This window comes from Candidatus Stoquefichus sp. SB1 (genome assembly GCF_001244545.1).
Lineage (GTDB): Bacteria > Bacillota_I > Bacilli_A > Erysipelotrichales > Coprobacillaceae > Stoquefichus.
The window spans coordinates 434,438-452,304 of the sequence record NZ_LN852694.1; the positions used below are offsets into that span (position 1 = coordinate 434,438).

Below are 17,867 nucleotides of genomic sequence, written 5' to 3' on the forward strand. Positions count from 1 at the left end.
CTCTATTTTTGTTTAGGAGTGAGAAAATGATTTATCAAGTAGATGATAAAAAAATAGAAGTCAATATTGAAGATATTCAAAATAATCATATGTATATAGCCATGATGACACTAGATGAATTAAAAGAAAATTATCATCATTTTCATATCACTAAAAGAGCTTTATTACATTGTGAAGAAACATCTTCTTTAGATCAAAATATTATTATTCCACATACTGATTATTATTATGGATTGATTAATCTTATTAATGCTAGAGATGTCTTTATCAAAAAAGATTCTTTATCTTTTTTCATTTTTAAGAATTTATTTCTAGTTGTTGTTATTGATGATGAAGATGGACATATTAAGGAAGTTTTCCAGTCATCTAGCGATTATGTTTTAGAAAGAGGGGTTTCCATTACTCGACTTGTTTATTATTTTTTAAGTGAACTGATTTCTAAGGATTATCAATATATTGAAGAACTTCAAGAGGAAATTGAAGAATTAGAAAGTCATGATAGTGAAGAAGAGTCACTTTATTTTACTAATAAATTAAGACAAATGAGTAAGGAACTTTTATTATTAAGAAATTATTATGATAATCTTGTTATTATTGGTGAAGAGTTACAAATGAATCATCATCATATTTTTGAGGATGATGATATGCGTTATTTTGAGATTTTCACTAGACGTATTGAACGTTTGTCAGATAATGTTCAAATATTAAGAGAACTTTTGAATCAGGCTAGCGAGGCTCACCAGTCTAAATTAGACTATAAATTAAATAAAACAATGCAATTCTTCACCATTGTGACAACGATATTTATGCCATTAACTTTAATTGCTGGGTGGTATGGTATGAATTTTAAAAATATGCCTGAACTGGAAAGTCAATATGGTTATCCAATTGTAATTGGTATTAGTGTATTGCTGGTGATTGGATTGGTTATTTTATTTAAGAAAAAGAAATTCTTTTAAAAAGTTCAAAAATAAATAATGTATTTTATTGTATATGTAAAAATATAAAGAAAAAGGTGATGTTATCTAATCAGAAACATCACCATGTTTTTATTTTTTTAATCTCAATTTTAAAAAGTAATGACTCATATCACATTAGTTAATGACTTTATATGTGAGGCGAATATATGAATTATCAAGAGGTTGACATTTTTCAAGGTGTAAAACACCTAATTTATCCAATTCATCTGTAGAAGTTAAGGAATATCCATCAATAAGTGTTGAAGTCTCTTTACCACCAATAAGAATAGGAGCAACAACAATATCAACATAATCAAAAAGCTTTTCTCTAAGAAATAGTTCATTAAGAGTTCCGCCTGTTTGAATAGTTATCCGTTCACAACCATAGTCCTGTTTTAAAATAAAGAGCATTTCTTTGAGATTGAGCTTTTTTTGTTGGATAATATGTAAATTGTTTTCATTAATTTGAAATGCAGGATGTTGAGGATTGCTTGTCACAAGTACAAACTCTTTAGATAGTGCACACATATATTCTATACCATGCTTTGTTAAATGATGATTATCAATTATAACAAATGAAACAGGCGTTTTATGAGGCAATGCTTTTTCATTAACACCAATCTTTGCTTGAACTCTTCCTGAGTTTAATGACCATAGATCAGTCGTTTGTTCTAATTCGTAATATTGATGAAGTCCTTCTTTAACACCGATTATTCTAGGAAAATCAGAATCTACATCTAGATCATCTGAGCGACCTGTACTAATTTTCCCATCAACTGACATGAGCATAAATAATGTTGTTATTGGTCTTTCGTTCATATCTTTTTTTCCTCTCATTGACTGATTTTAGAAATTCATTAACGTTTCTTCATTTTATAAACAACTCTATTTAAGTAAGGAATGGCTTGAAGATCTTTAGGATGTTCAGCATACATGTAAAGAATAATAACAAAATAAGTAATCACACCAACAATTACAGATATGATAAGTGGGATAAATACTTTTTTTGTAAGGGCAAATAATCCATAATAACATCCACCAGCAACAATCCCCATAATCAATGCGGCGACCAATGGAAGGACATAGGTACGTCTGATTTCTTGTCTATAGTGTGTTTTTTTACGTAATGATTTTTGGTTTAAAAAACAGACCTGTAAGCCATAAAAACAATTGGCAATAACTAAAGAATAAAGTCCAAGTGGTGTAAAAAATAATAATAAGACAGTTATAATACAATGCCATATCAAAGCGATGGCTGCATTTTTTAAAGGAGCATTCACTTCACCAATGGCCTGAAGAATTCCATTTGTAAGTGTTGATAATCCAAAAAAGACAACACCTGGACTCCCAACAGCTAATAACATAGTTGCTAATTGAATAGTATCTTCTTGAGGAAATAAGATACCCATAATAGGGAAAGCCAAAACGGTCATTCCAACTGCTGATGGTATTAAGACCATCATTGTTACACGAATACCAGAACGGATATGTTCTTTGGTTTGACGATAATTCTTAATTGCCCAAGAAGAAGAAATAGCAGGGATAGATGCTGTTGACATTGCGGAAGCTAAAGCGACTGGAACGTTTTGTAAAACAATATATTCACCAGAATATACACCAAACATTGTAATAGCTTCTTTACCAGTTCCCATAGCAAAATAGAAAATATACATATCAATTGTTGTGACTAAATTATAGATGCATGTTGCGAAAATGATAGGTGTGACAATATTTAAAATCATTTTAAATATACTTTTATATGAATCTTCATGATTATCTGGTTCATCTTTAACAATGAGATTATCTTTACGTCTAAAATACATCAGTCCCATATAAATTAAACCAATCAGTACTCCAGCACCAGTTCCTAAGGCACTTCCAGCAGCCCCTACGCTTGCTAATTGACTACCACCAACACTTAAATAAGGTTGGATAAATAGATAAGCAGCACCAACTGAAACAATGGCATTGAAAACTTGTTCAATGATTTGTGAAACGGATGTGTATAATGTTGTTTGATGTGCTTGGAAATAACCTCTAAATACACCTAGTAATCCTGAAAGGAAAATTGTTGGGCAAAGGACTCTTAAAGCAGCAACTGCATTTTCAGGTACAATAAAGGGAGCAATAAAAAATGCAACAATAGCAGCTCCTCCGCCAATTGCACATATGTATATAAAAGAACAGCGTAATATTTTTTGAGCATTATTATACTGATTTAAAATAAGTTTTTCAGAAATTAATTTTGATATAGCTGTAGGAATGCTATAAGATGATATAAGTAATATAAGTGCATAGATATTATAGGCTGTTGAATAATAGCCAATTCCTTCAGTCGTGATTAATGAAGTTAAAGGACTTCGATAAAGAACACCAATGATTCTTACCAAAATCCCAGCAATCGCTAAAATAGATGCTTGTTTTACTATTGAACGAGAATGATTCATAGGAGACCTCACTTTCTATAGTGTTTATTATAACATTAATTTATATAAAATCAAAAATCTTTTAATTTCTACTAATTTTCATAGATTTTACACATTTTTCTGTTACAATACATGGGAAATAGTGAAGAGGTATGTATATGAGTAAACGTAAATTAAAATTAAAAGTCAGTGTTAAAAAAAGATTGCTAATGATTGCAGGATGTTCATGTTTTCTGGCTGTCGCTTTTATCATAGGTAGTATGATTTTTTCTAATGATAATAAATCAAATACAAAGCAATCAGTAGAAAATGGCAATATAGAAAATAAGGAAAATGATATAACGCCAATTGAAAAAGAAGATGCTAATAATATTGATATTCTTGCCATTGGAAACAGTGATTTATATAGTGCTTTTAATCCTCTTCAATTATGGAATGAACAAGGATATACATCTTTTGTAGCCGCTGCTCCAAAACAAAATATGAAATTGTCATATTATATGTTAAAAGAAGCTTTAACAGTTCAAAAACCTAAATTATTGATTTTAGAAACAGATGCTTTTTTTGATAATCGTGAAAAGAGTGATGATGAAAGTTATAGTTATATTGCAATGAAATACAGTTATCCTTTATTTATGAAAAGTAAGCGTTGGAATGAAATTAAAAATGAATCATATACTGCTGATAAAAACTTTCAGGAACGCATGGAAATACTGAAAGGATACTACTATCAAACGACAGTAGTTGCTAATAAAAAAGGCTTTTCATATATGAGTAAAAATGATGCCAGGCAAGATTTTCCGTCATATACAAAAGAATATCTTCCAAAAATTATTGATTTAGCGAAAGAAAATCATTGTCAAATCCTTTTTATATGTTATCCTTCAGAGACATCATGGAATTATGTGAAATCGAATACGGTTAACGACTTTGCAGTTAAGAATGATATACCATTTTTAGATTTTAATACCCAAGAATATGAAACAGCGTTTGACTGGAATACAGATTCACGAGATGGTGGAAATCATTTGAATTATTCTGGAGCTAAAAAAATGACGAAATATATAGGGAATTATATTCAAAAACATTTTGGGTTTAAAAATCATCAACATAATAGTGATTATAATCAATGGAATATTGATTATAAGACATTTAAAAAGAAAACTCCAAAAAAATAAAGAGGTTGCTGACACAGAATTAGTTTTTTAAACTGACTTTGTCAGACGCCTTTTTTGTTTAATAGAATAATATAAAAACAATGCTTTTAATACTGTAACTAAATTTATTTATATTTTGATAATTTTTAATAAATTTTTATTTAGTCATTTTTTTGAGGGTTTAAAAAAGAGTTATTTGAATTTTAAGTAAGATTAGAGTATAATGTGACAAATCGTAGAAATCAGGGAGAGTTTGTTATGGAGATACCTATTTTATATCTAATTATACCTTGTTACAATGAAGAAGATGTTTTACCTATAACAGCACCTTTATTTTTAAATAAAATCAATGAACTTATTGAACAAAATAAAATTCATTCTGAAAGTAAAATTATGTTTATAAATGATGGGAGTAAGGATAAAACATGGCAGATTATTTGTGATTTGGCATCACAAAATGAGCATTATATAGGCATATGTCAAAGTAGGAATAGAGGACATCAAAATGCTGTTTTAGCCGGTTTGATGGAGTCGAAAGATTTTTGCGATATTACAATATCAATAGACTGTGATGGACAGGATGATATTAATGCAATGAATAGGATGATAGATGAGTATTTATCAGGTGCTGAAATTGTCTATGGTGTACGCAGTAAAAGAGAAACAGATACTTTTTTTAAAAGAGCAACTGCTGAGGGGTTCTATAAGTTATTAAACTGGATGGGTGCTGAAGTTGTCTTTAATCATGCAGATTATAGATTAATTTCTTCAAAAGTCTTACAGGAGTTTAGTAATTTTAAAGAAGTGAATATTTTTTTAAGAGGAATGATTCCATTGGTAGGTTTTAAAAGTACATCTGTCTATTATGAAAGACATGAACGTATAGCAGGAGAAAGTCATTATCCATTATCTAAAATGCTTTCACTTGCATTTGATGGAATTACAAGTTTAAGTATTAAGCCTATTAGAATAATAACAATTACAGGAATCTTTATCTCACTATTTAGTTTTGCTATGATTATTTATGCCTTCATATCTTATTTCCATAGCAGTGTAACACCTGGTTGGGCGAGTACATTAATTATTGTATGTTTTATTGGTGGCATTCAATTAATTTCATTAGGTGTAATTGGCGAATATGTTGGAAAAATTTACATGGAAACAAAACAGAGGCCACGTTATATTATAAGTGATAGAACAACAGATGAGTGTCATAAAAATAGCATCAAATAAATATGATAATTGGAATATTAATGAAGTATAAAGTTGTTTTTATATAATGATGAATTATTATTAATATTGGTGTATATTTATTTGTCTTGTAAATAGAAAATATGTGTTTGAAAATTATATATAGTTTAATGAAAGAAATGACATCTTTTTTGGATGTCGATTAGCAACTGGTGTTTTGGATATAGTGATTATGTATATAAGTGTTGATATATTAGGGTTTAATGGCTTGATTATGAAATGTGTGTCTAATGTAATAGTGATTGTTGCTAATTATGTGGCTAGTAAATTGATGATTTTTAAATAAATAACATGAAAATATATGATTTTATTTATTCTTATTATGAATATATGATATAATGATGAAAAATGTATCTTGGAGGGTTACTATGAGCGAAAGTCGAATTTGTATTGCTTTAGATTTTCAAACAAAGGCAGAAGTAGAAAACTTTTTGGATCAGTTTGAAAATGAGAAACTTTATGTAAAAGTTGGAATGGAACTTTTTTATGGTGAAGGAATTGAAATGATTAAGGCTATTAAAAAGAGAGGTCATCAGATTTTCTTAGATTTAAAACTACATGATATTCCTAATACTGTTAAAAGTGCTATGAAACAACTGGCTAAATTGGATGTTGATATGGTTAATGTTCATGCGTCTGGAAGTATTGCAATGATGAAAGCAGCAATTGAAGGATTAAATGAAGGTGCAGTCAATGGAAAAAGACCATTATGCATTGCTGTTACTTGCTTAACATCATTGGATCAGGAAGTGCTAGATAACGAATTATTAATTCATGAAGCATTAGATGATGTTGTTTTAAAATGGGCTCAAAATGCAAAAGCAGCTGGATTAGATGGTGTTGTTTGTTCGCCATTAGAGTCAAAAAATATTCATGAACAGTTAGGTGATGATTTCTTAACTGTGACACCTGGTATAAGATTAGCAAGTGATAGTGTCAATGATCAAAAACGTGTAACGACACCAGCGATGGCAAAAGAAATGACATCAAGTTATATTGTTGTTGGAAGAACAATTACAAGAGCGGAAAATCCAGTTGAGACATATCACGAAGTTTATAGACAATTTCAAGGAGAATAAGAAGATGGAAAGAAAAATTGCAAAAGATTTATTAGATATTGAGGCAGTATTTTTAAGACCAAATGAGCCTTTTACTTGGGCTTCAGGTATTAAGTCACCTATTTACTGTGATAATCGTTTAACATTATCATATCCAAAAGTAAGAAAAGATATTGAGGAAGGTTTAGCTACATTAATTAAACAAAATTATCCTGAATGCGAATGCTTGATGGGAACAGCAACTGCTGGGATTGCTCATGCAGCATTAGCAGCTGATATTTTAGATTTGCCTATGGGATATGTTCGTGGTGGAGCTAAATCTCATGGTAGAAATAATCGAATTGAAGGTTTAGTAAAACCAGGAATGAAAGTTGTTGTTGTAGAAGATTTGATTTCTACAGGTGGTTCTTCTCTTGAGTGTGTCGATGCTTTAAGAGAAGCTGGATGTGAAGTTATTGGAATGGTTGCTATATTTACATATGGCTTACCTAAAGCAACTATAAATTTTGAGGCTAAAGATTGTTCTTTTTATACATTGACAAATTATGAGACACTTGTTGAAGTGGCAGTGGAGAACAATTATATACAAAAGGGTGATTTAGAAAAATTAAAAGCTTGGAAAAAAGATCCTAGTGATGAATCATGGATGAATAAATAGATTGTATATAAGAAGAATGGACAAAAAAGGGAATTTATAAGAATTAAGTTGCAATTATTCCCTTTTTCGTGTATAACAATAGAGGCTATAGACCTGTCTATTTTAAGGAGGTTATTTATGTTTAAGAGTATTAAATATGTCTTACATGAAAATTTTACAAATTTATTTAGGATTTATTCTATTTCAAAATATGAATTAATTGCAGATATGCGTGATTCAAAATTAGGAATGTTCTGGAATTTTGCTAACCCTATTATTCAAGTATTAACTTATTGGTTTGTTTTTGGAATTATCTTAGAAAAAAAGGCAGTAAGTCATATTCCTTATATATATTGGATGTTGGGTGGTATGGTTGTCTGGTTTTTCATTTCTCCTTGTATTACAAACGGTTGTAATGCAATTTTTTCAAAAGTAAACGTGATTACAAAAATGAAATTTCCAGTCAGTATTCTACCAGCCACTGTTATTTTAAAGGAATTGTTTAATCACGTCTGCTTGATGCTAATTGTATTTGTTCTTTTTATTTTTGGTGGATACTACCCAAGTATTCATTGGATTGGACTTATTTATTATATGTTTTGCGCAGCTATTTTCTCAATATCATTATCAATGACAACATCTGTTTTAAATATGTTAGCACGTGATACAAGAAAACTTGTTTTGGCTTGTATGCGATTACTATTATATTTGACACCAATTTTATGGTCGATTCCAACGAAATTACCACATTTTGCTCAATTGATTTTAAAAATGAATCCTATTTATTATGTGGTTCAAGGATATCGAGATTGTTTTTTCTTTCATAAGGGATTATGGGCATATCACAATTCTATGATAGCCTTTTGGGTAATTACTTTTGTTTTATTTGCGTTTGGTAGTTGTATGATGTATAAATTCAAACACAAATTTATTGATATGATTTAGAGGTGATATTATGGAAAAACAATATGCTATTGAATTCAAAAATGTTTCAAAAATATATAGTTTGAAATCTAAAGATAAAAAACATTCTAGTAATAAACGATTTTATGCTTTAAAGAATATCAGTTTTCAAATTCCTAAAGGTGAGGTTGTTGGTATTTTAGGAACAAATGGTTCTGGGAAATCAACAATGTCTATTATTTTAGCTGGTATTAGCGAAGTAGATGAAGGAGAAATGATTGTTAATGGTGAACAGGCATTAATTGCCATTAATACAGGGTTGAATCAGCAATTAACTGGATTAGAGAATATTGAACTTAAAGGTGCTTTATTGGGACTAACAAAAAAAAGAATTAAAGAAATTACAGAAGGTGTTATTGAATTTGCTGAAATTGGTGATTTTCTGTATCAACCAGTAAAAAAATATTCAAGTGGTATGAAGTCACGTTTGGGTTTCTCTATTAATTTATGTTTGAATCCTGATATTTTAATTGTTGATGAGGCATTATCTGTTGGAGATAAAGGATTTGCACAAAAATGTATAAATAAGATGAAAGAATTAAAGAATGAAGGTAAAACCATCGTATTTATTTCGCATTCATTACCTCAAGTTAGAGATTTTTGTGATACAGCTATGTGGATTGAAGGTGGAATGCTTAAAGAATATGGCACTATTGATGAGGTTTGTGATCATTATGCTGAATATGTGGATTATTATAATTCATTAGATAATGCTGGAAAGAAAAAAGAACGTGATGATAAATTTGAAAAAAGAATTATTTTGAATTCTAAAGCTAACAAAGGATTTTTTTCTAGAATATTTGGTTAGAAAGGAGGGCATATAATGAAGAGAGTTATTACCTATGGAACATTTGATTTGTTTCATATTGGTCATTTGAATATATTAAAACGTGCTAAAGAACTTGGTGATTATTTAGTTGTTGCTGTTTCTAGTGATGCATTTAATGCTATTAAAGGAAAGAAATGTGCAATTCCTGATTCTGAAAGAATGGCCATAGTTGAGGCTATAAAGTATGTTGATGAAGTGATCCCTGAAAATTCATGGGAACAAAAAATTAATGATATTAAGGAGCATAACATTGATATTTTTGTTATGGGAAGTGATTGGGAAGGTAAGTTTGATTATCTAAATGAGTATTGTGAGGTCGTTTATCTTCCAAGAACAGATGGAATAAGTACTACAAAAATAAAAAAGGATTTGAAATTGAAATAAATTTTTTTGTATACTGAAAATGTCAATATATGAGGAAGGAAAATGATTATGAGTAACATTAAGGTTTCAGTTGTTGTTCCAATTTATAATGTTGAAGAATATCTAGATGAGTGTTTATTGTCTTTGAAGAAACAGACTCTCAAAGATATTGAAGTTTTGATGATTGATGATGGGTCATTAGATCATTCTGCAGATATTGCAAAAAGGTATGAACGTGATAATGCTCATTTCCATTATTTTTATAAAGAAAATGGAGGATTAGGTAATGCACGTAATTATGCTATTCCTTATGTTAAAGGAGATTATCTGATTTTTCTTGATTCCGATGATATTGTTCCTGAAGATGCATATGAAAAAATGTATAATTTGGCTGTAAAGACAAACAACGATATAATTATAGGAAATGTAAAGAGATTCAATTCTACATCTGTATTTGATTCTCCATTGCATAAAAAGGTTTTTGATGATGATTATGAGCATACCCATATATTAGATAATCCAAATCTTGTTTATGATACAACATCTTGGAATAAATTGTTTAAAACTTCTTTTTATCAGGAAAATCATTTTCAGTTTCCTGAAAAAATACTCTATGAAGATATCCCTGTAACTATTCCAGCTCATTTTAAAGCAAATTCGGTAGGAGTTATCACGGATGTTTGTTATTTATGGCGTACGCGTGATGGTGTGAGTAAATCAATAACACAAAATAGAACTGACATTAAGAATTTTACTGATCGTATTAAAATAATGGATATGGTTAATAATTTTTATGAAAATAATGTCACAGATCCAACTGCGTTATTAATGAAAGATTATAAATGGCTTGATGTTGATTTAAAGCTTTATATTAATCAATTTGTTGATGCAAGTGAAGAATACCGAAAAATTGCTTTAAAAGAAATTAATCGTTATTTAGATAATATTGATCCTAAAGCTTTTGAGTTATTAAGAGCAATTGATAAAATGAAATATTATTATATTCATCAAAATAATGTGGCGCAATTATTAAAATTATTAGATTATCAAAAAACAACATTTAAATCACTATCTATTAAAAAAACAGCTAATGGATATATTGGGGACTTTCCAATGAAGGATATTCCTTCTTCTTTAAAAAATATGACAAAGGAATTGGAATTTTATCCAATGATTCAGGCAGTTCAAAAAGTTAATTTTATTAATAGTGAATTACTTGTAGATTGTTTGTTTTATATAGCAAGACTTAAGAAACAAGATGAGTTTAGTGTTAAGGCTTTTTTATATAGTCGAGATAAAAATGAAAAAGTTGAAATCAAAATAGAAAAAAAACCATCTCATTATTTGACAAGTAAGAGAGGTTATCGTTTTAATCGTAAACCTTTAAAGGTAACCAAATATAATTATGATAATTGTGCTTATCGTATTACAATTGATTTAACTAATCCACAAATATTAAATATGTTAGATGGAAATACTTTGATTTTAATAGAGTATGGTCACACATTTATACATAAAGAATTTTTCTTAGGAAAAGCTGATGAATACAGTAGTAATTTAATTCAATCACATTATGTGAATAATATGCTGGTAAGAACACATTTAATCAATGATGGTAATTTTCAAATTATTTGTTCAAAAGATATAACTTTTGTAGATAATTTGGAGGTTAATGATGGAGTAATTCAATTTCCTGAATCGTCTGATCAATATTATATAGGTGATGATAAGAAGTTGGTATTTTCAGTAAAAGATTCTCACCCGGTTTTTCCATTAAAGGATGTGCCAATAGGAACAAATTATATATATGCATATCATAAATTCTCTTCTCATCATGTTCATTCAAAATTAAAACCAATAAGTTTTCAAAAAGACAATCATATTTATTTTATTGAAAATGATAAAAATGGTTATCTACGTATTTCAGTGCATGCGTCTCAAGTCTATGTTTCAAAATTTAAAATTAATGGGGCTAGTGTACAATTTGAAGTGTATCTACCAAAAATGATACAGAATTTGAAACTAGTTCTTGAAAATACAAAGTATAATTATAAGACAACTTTTGATGCTTATAAAATGGAAACTCACAGTGATTATATAACAATTCAATATATCATTGATTTTCATAATCCTGAAGCAATTCAAAATATCGCGCTGGGAAATTATTTATTTTATTTAGAAGATACACCTAGTTCTATATATGCTCTCTATTTCCCTACAGAAGTTTATAAAAATGTTATTAAAGAGAATGAAAGAGAAATAAAATTTCAGATTATTGATAATCAGTTATCGATGGAAGTAAAACATTTTTGGAAAAAGTATGAAAATTCGCCTCGTAAAAGGAGACTTATTAAAAAATATGTATATCCAGTTTTGAGAAAACTGCCAATTAAGAAAAAATGTATTATTTTTGAAGGATGGTGGGGTGAAAAATATCATTGTAATCCTCGATATTTATATGAGTATATTGATAAGAATCATCCAGAATTTGAATGTGTTTGGTTATTGAATGATAAATATATTCCGGTTTTAGGAAATGCTAAAAGAGTTAGAAGAAAAGGCTTAAAATATTATTATTATTTAGCAGTTGGAAAATATTTTGTGAATAATGTTAATTTCCATGATGAATATGAGAAGCGAAATGGTCAAATTGAAATTCAAACAATGCATGGTACCCCATTAAAAACATTAGGATTGGATGTTCCAGGAGAATTGGATGATCCTATATTACGTGAGAATTTTTTACGTCGTCGTTCACGCTGGAATTATTTAGTTGTCCAAAGTGAAAAAGCTTCAGAAATAACTGCAAGTTGTTATGCGTTTCATAAAGAATTTTTAAGAACTGGATATCCACGAAATGATATTTTGTTTGAAAAAAATAATCCAAATGATATTCAACAATTAAAAAGAAAAATGGGAATACCTGAAAATAAGAAAGTCATTATGTATGCTCCAACATGGCGTAAAAGAAATTATTTTGAAATGCATTTGGATTTAGAGGATATGAAAAAGGCTTTTGGTGATGAATATATTTTGATTTTAAGAATACATCCATTTGCCTATCCTGGTTTTCATAAGAATATGATTAATGATTTTGTATATAATTTTTCAACTTATAGTAGCGTTGAGGAACTTTATCTAGTTTCTGATATTGTTATAACTGATTATTCATCAGTTATGTTTGATTATACAATATTAAATAGACCAATTTTCTTCTTTACATATGATTTAAAAGAGTATAGAGACTATTTGAGAGGTTTTAATTTTGATTTTGAATCTGAGGCACCTGGTCCATTATTAGAAAGTTATGCAGATGTTAAGGAAGCTATAATCAATGTTAAAGAGGTGAGCGTAAAATATGATTCTGCTTTACAAAATTTTAGAAATAAATTTAATGAGTATGAAACAGGAAACGCTTCTCAAAAAATATTTGATATTGTATTTAAAGAATAAGTATCCTGATATTCAGGATACTTATTTACATATGGAGGAATATAAGTATGTCTAGTCAAAGAATAAAGAAAATAATCATCTTTTTTGCTCCGATTGTAATGACTCTTTGCTTTATTTTAATTATAGGTATTCGTTATGGAATTGTCGATGATATTTTTATTGATTACATTACTGAAGGCATATGGGGTAGTGGAGAAAATCAATTTATCATTTTACCTTATTTAAGTGTCGGATTTACATATTTACTATACTTATTTAAAAGTATCTTTACACAATTAAATATTTATTTAATAAGTATGCACTTCTTTTTGACAGTTTCATTTAGTGCATTGCAATATCTTTTTTATAAAAAATATCATTCTTTATTAAGTTTTGTATTGTTATTATTTGCTCAATTAATTTTATTGAATTATTTTACTTATACAGTTATAGCATACCTTGTTTGCTTTGTTGGTTTGATTTTCCTTTTTGAAAAAAATTCATCTTATTTTAAATGTTTGGGTTGCTTATTTTTGTTTATGGGAATATCTATTAGAAAAGATGTTTTTTTAAGTTTGCTAATTATTTTTATTCCATATATTATATATAATTGGAAAAGATTAAAATCAATAAAAATATATTTTGCTATAAGTTTAATAATATTTGGGATTGTCAATATTTCAAATATTCTTATTTTAAAAAATGATTCAATTACACAAAGTTATCTTGAATGGAATGATTTAAGTACACAAATTAGAGATTACGAGTCTATTGATTATGAGAAATATGCTTCTTTTTTAGAACGAAAACATATTAGTGAAAATGATTTGAATTGTCTTAATGCTTGGATATTTACTGATTTAGATACATTTGGTAATACAACTTTGAAGAATTTAACTTCATTAAGAAGTTTAAGTGATACATATGAATTGAATCCCATGAGAATTATTATTAATTTTATTAACCAACCAATCTATATGCTGTATTTAGGCTTTTCTGTATGTTTATTAATTATATATAGGCATAAAAACTATCTAGGGTTTGGTATTATTTTATTTACATTAGCAGATATGTGTGCATTAATTGTGCGTGTAAGAATTGTGGACAGAGTTTTTGTTCCAATTATTATCTTAGGTGTGATATTGTTGTTGTATAATTTTAAAGAGTGGTATGATGGTCAAAGATGGCATTTTAAATATACACATTTTTTCATAGGTGTTTTTCCTGTATTATTGCTTTTTTATGGAATTAAGGATAAACAATGGTTTAAACCTGTGCCTACATATCAAGAAAGTAAAAGTTATCAATATGTACACAATCACTCTAATCAATTATTTGTATTTGAGGGAGTTAGTGCGATGGTTGAATCTCAGTATCAAATAAATTCATTGGTTATTGATCATCAATTATTTAATCAAAATATCATGACTTTAGGAAATTGGGATACTTTTTCGAAACGATATTATTCTCAGATGAAAAAATTCAATATAAATGAACCAGAAAATTTTATTGGTAATCTTGATAAGTATGATAATGTCTATTTAATGATGAGACCTGAAACAGATAAATTAGAATTAATTAAGCAATGGTATGTTGAACATAAGAATATTGAAATTGAATATGAAATAGTTGATAATGTTGGTCATTTGTCAGTTATGAAAGTTAAGGTGAAAGATGTATGAAACGCATTGATTACATAGATACTGCAAAAGGGATTGCAACAATTCTCGTTATTTTAGGACATCTATCAGTAACTCCAAAAATCATTGTGAATAGTTTATATACATTTCATATACCACTATTTTTTTTACTATCTGGGTTTGTTTTGAACTTAGATAAATTTTCTTCATATAAATTATTTATTTTAGATAAAATCAAAAAAATTATATTGCCTTATTTTTTTCTTTCATTTTTTACATGGTTATGGATATATGGTGTAAGACAGTTTCCTTTGCAAATAACAGATAGTGCTTTACGAAATTTGGCAGGAATCTTTATTTGTGCTAAAGATACTCCTTATTATCTAACATTATGGTTTATAGTCAGTTTATTCTTTGCGCAACTGCTATTGTTTATTTGTTATCGATTAAATCATGGTTGTTATATGATTGTTAAGTTATTTATCTTCTTTTGTGTAGCTGTTTTAATTTCAAAAATCTATCATCCTGGTTGGATTTGGGCATTAGATACTGTTTCAATGGCAACATTTTTTGTGGGGTGTGGTTTTTTAATGAAAAATTATAAAGAAAGTATTTTAAAATATTTACATTGTAAATATTTATTTATTTTGATACCAATACTTACTATTTTTGGTTATCTTAATTTTGCATATCATGGAAGACAAGACTTATTTTACCAAAATATTGGAAATCCACTTTTCTATCTTTTGACTGCTTTTACTGGAATTTGGAGTGCTCTAATTATATCGAAAGTATTTGAAAAACAAAAAGTATTAAAATATATAGGAAAAAATAGTTTAGTTTTCTATGCTTTTCATAGACCAATATTTGTTCCAATTGCAATGCTTATTGTGAATATATTGAATGAGACAAAGATAGAAATTTTTTCTTTAGAAATTATTCAAACAATGATTTGTTTACTTATTATTTGTTTTGGATCAGCATTTGTTTCAGAAATTATTAAAAGATTTTTTCCTTTTGTAATTGGTAAATCTAAAAAAACACAAGCATAAATGCCAGTATACTTTTATCTATTCTTCTTATATGTTCACAGGAATTACAAATCTTTTCGTTATACTTTGACATAGAGAATTGGAGATATATGACAATGGCAAAGAGAAGATTAAAATTAAAACAAAAATCATTTTTAATAATAGCAGTACTTTCAATTGTTGTGATGATTATTGCTTTTCAAGGATATAAATTTATAAAACGAACTATAGAGTTAAAGAATTTATCTTTGACCTTAGATTATGAAAAACTAGATTTATATGAGCATGATAGTGGGAAGCTTGCTTTTCACATATCAAATGATAATTTTTTGCAAGATTTAAGATGTTCATCAGATAATGATAAGGTTATTGTTATTGATAATAATGGCGAATTTAAAGCAATAGCTGTTGGAACTGCTCAATTGTCTTTACAAGTTAAAGATTCAGATAAAAAAGTAAAATGTACTGTGGAAGTACATCACGAAAAAAAGTTAAATAGCATAGAGATTACAGGCATTCCTAAATATGATATCTATAGTCAAACAGAATTTAAGCTGAATGTTTTATTTAAACCAAAAGATACAACACAGACGCAACTTGAAATATCGTCATCTCATCCAGAAGTTGCTACAGTAGATGAAACGGGATTGGTTCAGACCAAGTCAATTGGTCAGACAATATTGACAGTAAAAGTCAAGAATACTGATATTCATAAAGAGATTAAATTGAATGTTGTTGAAAAACCAATTCCATCCAAAATTGTAGATTTTAAAGCTGATAGTGAATTAAAAGAAGAAACAGGCAGCATCTTTCAGTTTAGAGAAATCTCAAATATGAGTGATAATAGTGCATCACATTATCAATTTTCATCAAATGATAATAATGTTGCAAGTATTTCCCCAGATGGAATAGTAACTACAAAAAGACCAGGGTATGTTACAGTTTCTTATAAGGATGAAGTTAGTAAAAAAGAAAAGAAATTGAAATTGATTGTTAAGTGTGATAGTGGGTTTATTAATCAGACTTTATTACAGAATTCTGGTATTAATGATTGCCAGAAACTTATGATTGTTGCTCATCCTGATGATGAAACACTTTGGGGTGGTGGACATTTATTGGAAGGAAATTGGTTTGTAGTTGTTTTAACGAATGGATATAATGCTCAGCGAGTAAAGGAATTGGCAGATGCGATGACTATAAGCCAGACAAAGTATATTATTTTAAATTATCCTGATTTGAAAAAGAAAAATGTTAAGGATGATTGGAGCATGGTTTTAAAAGGAATAAAACAGGATGTTAATAAACTTTTAAAGTATAAAAATTGGAAAGAAATTGTTACTCATAGTCCTAAGGGAGAATATGGACATATTCATCATAAAATGACTAATCAAATGGTTAAAGAAGCAACTATTAAAAATGGAATGTATAGCAAATTATATTATTTTGGAAAGTTTTATAGTAACGATGGAAAATTTTATAATAATCCGAAGATGCCAAAAGGATTAAAACCTACGTATCAGGGTGATATTTTAAATAAGAAGATGCAGATGGTTGAAGCTTTTACTTCACAAATTGGAGCTATTCACAAATTTTGGGAACAAATGATTCCGTATGAAGAATGGACAAAAGCATGTTAATATGTATTTGATGAGTAATTATTATAAAAAGAAAGGGTATATATTATGTTTTCAAAGATAAAAGCATTTTTAACAAATATGAATACGGAAGTCATTCGTTATATTATTGTTGGTGGATGCACAACACTTGTTAATCTTATTGTCTTTACAGTTATGTGTAAGTTTTTAAATATAGATGTAACATTAAGTAATTTTGTTTCTGTTGTGACTTCAATTATCTTCGCATATATAACAAATAAAATTTTTGTTTTTCAATCAAAATGTGAAACAATTCAACAATTGATTTCAGAAGCTAGTAAATTTATTGGGGCTCGTTTGTTGACAATGGTTATTGAAGTTGGAGGTGTTTTCCTACTTGTAAATATTATTGGACAGGACGAATTGATTGGAAAATTAGAAACACAAGTTATTGTTTTAATATCTAATTATGTTATAAGTAAATTCTTAGTATTTAAAAATTAATAAGTGATAAGGGGGAATGGAT

The 17,867-nt window shown here is 28.2% G+C and carries 16 protein-coding genes; 14 read left to right on the top strand and 2 right to left on the bottom strand.

All coding sequences use genetic code 11. The features are described from left to right. The first annotated feature begins 26 nt into the window (after positions 1–26). Positions 27–959, top strand: coding sequence for a magnesium transporter CorA family protein (locus BN1865_RS05935; protein ID WP_050636336.1), 933 nt, complete (start codon positions 27–29; stop codon positions 957–959). Positions 960–1,094: 135 nt separating this feature from the next. Here BN1865_RS05935 and BN1865_RS05940 read toward each other — a convergent pair whose 3' ends face one another. Beyond that, on the bottom strand, positions 1,095–1,778 hold the full coding sequence (locus tag BN1865_RS05940; RefSeq protein WP_050636337.1) for a dihydrofolate reductase family protein: 684 nt from the start codon (positions 1,776–1,778) through the stop codon (positions 1,095–1,097). 38 nt (positions 1,779–1,816) lie between these two features. Continuing rightward, positions 1,817–3,406: a putative polysaccharide biosynthesis protein gene (locus BN1865_RS05945; RefSeq protein ID WP_050636338.1), complete on the bottom strand. Its 1,590-nt coding sequence runs from the start codon at positions 3,404–3,406 to the stop codon at positions 1,817–1,819. Between the two features lie 137 nt (positions 3,407–3,543). Here BN1865_RS05945 and BN1865_RS05950 point away from each other — a divergent pair, with 137 nt between their 5' ends. From BN1865_RS05950 to BN1865_RS06005, 13 genes are all read left to right on the top strand, one after another. Next, on the top strand, positions 3,544–4,563 hold the full coding sequence (locus BN1865_RS05950; RefSeq protein WP_050636339.1) for an SGNH/GDSL hydrolase family protein: 1,020 nt from the start codon (positions 3,544–3,546) through the stop codon (positions 4,561–4,563). A 237-nt stretch (positions 4,564–4,800) separates the two neighbouring features. Next, positions 4,801–5,775 carry a glycosyltransferase family 2 protein gene (locus BN1865_RS05955; protein WP_050636340.1) on the top strand — a complete coding sequence of 325 codons (975 nt, stop codon included), beginning with the start codon at positions 4,801–4,803 and terminating at the stop codon, positions 5,773–5,775. 142 nt (positions 5,776–5,917) lie between these two features. Further along, positions 5,918–6,079, top strand: coding sequence for a GtrA family protein (locus tag BN1865_RS17920; protein ID WP_255351756.1), 162 nt, complete (start codon positions 5,918–5,920; stop codon positions 6,077–6,079). Positions 6,080–6,161: 82 nt separating this feature from the next. Continuing rightward, the gene (pyrF, locus tag BN1865_RS05960; protein WP_050636341.1) at positions 6,162–6,872 is read left to right on the top strand and encodes an orotidine-5'-phosphate decarboxylase; all 711 of its coding nucleotides are present in this window, start codon (positions 6,162–6,164) and stop codon (positions 6,870–6,872) included. A 4-nt stretch (positions 6,873–6,876) separates the two neighbouring features. Continuing rightward, positions 6,877–7,509, top strand: a complete 633-nt coding sequence (gene pyrE / locus BN1865_RS05965; protein ID WP_050636342.1) for an orotate phosphoribosyltransferase — start codon at positions 6,877–6,879, stop codon at positions 7,507–7,509. 117 nt (positions 7,510–7,626) lie between these two features. After that, positions 7,627–8,433, top strand: coding sequence for an ABC transporter permease (locus tag BN1865_RS05970; RefSeq protein ID WP_050636343.1), 807 nt, complete (start codon positions 7,627–7,629; stop codon positions 8,431–8,433). 10 nt (positions 8,434–8,443) lie between these two features. Continuing rightward, positions 8,444–9,259 (top strand): ABC transporter ATP-binding protein, encoded by an 816-nt coding sequence (locus BN1865_RS05975; protein WP_050636344.1) that lies wholly within the window; start codon positions 8,444–8,446, stop codon positions 9,257–9,259. Between the two features lie 15 nt (positions 9,260–9,274). Continuing rightward, the gene (gene tagD / locus BN1865_RS05980) at positions 9,275–9,664 is read left to right on the top strand and encodes a glycerol-3-phosphate cytidylyltransferase (protein ID WP_050636345.1); all 390 of its coding nucleotides are present in this window, start codon (positions 9,275–9,277) and stop codon (positions 9,662–9,664) included. A gap of 48 nt (positions 9,665–9,712) precedes the next feature. After that, on the top strand, positions 9,713–13,096 hold the full coding sequence (locus tag BN1865_RS05985) for a bifunctional glycosyltransferase/CDP-glycerol:glycerophosphate glycerophosphotransferase (protein WP_198527244.1): 3,384 nt from the start codon (positions 9,713–9,715) through the stop codon (positions 13,094–13,096). Between the two features lie 47 nt (positions 13,097–13,143). After that, positions 13,144–14,757 (top strand): hypothetical protein, encoded by a 1,614-nt coding sequence (locus BN1865_RS05990; RefSeq protein ID WP_050636347.1) that lies wholly within the window; start codon positions 13,144–13,146, stop codon positions 14,755–14,757. Next, positions 14,754–15,767, top strand: coding sequence for an acyltransferase family protein (locus BN1865_RS05995; protein WP_050636348.1), 1,014 nt, complete (start codon positions 14,754–14,756; stop codon positions 15,765–15,767). Before BN1865_RS05990 ends, BN1865_RS05995 begins: the two co-directional genes overlap by 4 nt. A 95-nt stretch (positions 15,768–15,862) precedes the next feature. Next, entirely contained in the window at positions 15,863–17,383 is a 1,521-nt protein-coding gene (locus BN1865_RS06000; RefSeq protein ID WP_050636349.1) for an Ig-like domain-containing protein, read from the top strand. 45 nt (positions 17,384–17,428) lie between these two features. Next, positions 17,429–17,845 carry a GtrA family protein gene (locus BN1865_RS06005; protein WP_050636350.1) on the top strand — a complete coding sequence of 139 codons (417 nt, stop codon included), beginning with the start codon at positions 17,429–17,431 and terminating at the stop codon, positions 17,843–17,845. Positions 17,846–17,867 lie beyond the last annotated feature (22 nt).

Excerpts from the sequence above, each read along its gene's own strand:
- BN1865_RS05935 (WP_050636336.1), top strand. The coding sequence starts at position 27 with ATGATTTATCAAGTAGATGATAAAAAAATAGAAGTCAATATTGAAGAT.
- BN1865_RS05940 (WP_050636337.1), bottom strand. The coding sequence starts at position 1,778 with ATGAACGAAAGACCAATAACAACATTATTTATGCTCATGTCAGTTGAT.
- BN1865_RS05945 (WP_050636338.1), bottom strand. The coding sequence starts at position 3,406 with ATGAATCATTCTCGTTCAATAGTAAAACAAGCATCTATTTTAGCGATT.
- BN1865_RS05950 (WP_050636339.1), top strand. The coding sequence starts at position 3,544 with ATGAGTAAACGTAAATTAAAATTAAAAGTCAGTGTTAAAAAAAGATTG.
- BN1865_RS05955 (WP_050636340.1), top strand. The coding sequence starts at position 4,801 with ATGGAGATACCTATTTTATATCTAATTATACCTTGTTACAATGAAGAA.
- pyrF (WP_050636341.1), top strand. The coding sequence starts at position 6,162 with ATGAGCGAAAGTCGAATTTGTATTGCTTTAGATTTTCAAACAAAGGCA.
- pyrE (WP_050636342.1), top strand. The coding sequence starts at position 6,877 with ATGGAAAGAAAAATTGCAAAAGATTTATTAGATATTGAGGCAGTATTT.
- BN1865_RS05970 (WP_050636343.1), top strand. The coding sequence starts at position 7,627 with ATGTTTAAGAGTATTAAATATGTCTTACATGAAAATTTTACAAATTTA.
- BN1865_RS05975 (WP_050636344.1), top strand. The coding sequence starts at position 8,444 with ATGGAAAAACAATATGCTATTGAATTCAAAAATGTTTCAAAAATATAT.
- tagD (WP_050636345.1), top strand. The coding sequence starts at position 9,275 with ATGAAGAGAGTTATTACCTATGGAACATTTGATTTGTTTCATATTGGT.
- BN1865_RS05985 (WP_198527244.1), top strand. The coding sequence starts at position 9,713 with ATGAGTAACATTAAGGTTTCAGTTGTTGTTCCAATTTATAATGTTGAA.
- BN1865_RS05990 (WP_050636347.1), top strand. The coding sequence starts at position 13,144 with ATGTCTAGTCAAAGAATAAAGAAAATAATCATCTTTTTTGCTCCGATT.
- BN1865_RS05995 (WP_050636348.1), top strand. The coding sequence starts at position 14,754 with ATGAAACGCATTGATTACATAGATACTGCAAAAGGGATTGCAACAATT.
- BN1865_RS06000 (WP_050636349.1), top strand. The coding sequence starts at position 15,863 with ATGGCAAAGAGAAGATTAAAATTAAAACAAAAATCATTTTTAATAATA.
- BN1865_RS06005 (WP_050636350.1), top strand. The coding sequence starts at position 17,429 with ATGTTTTCAAAGATAAAAGCATTTTTAACAAATATGAATACGGAAGTC.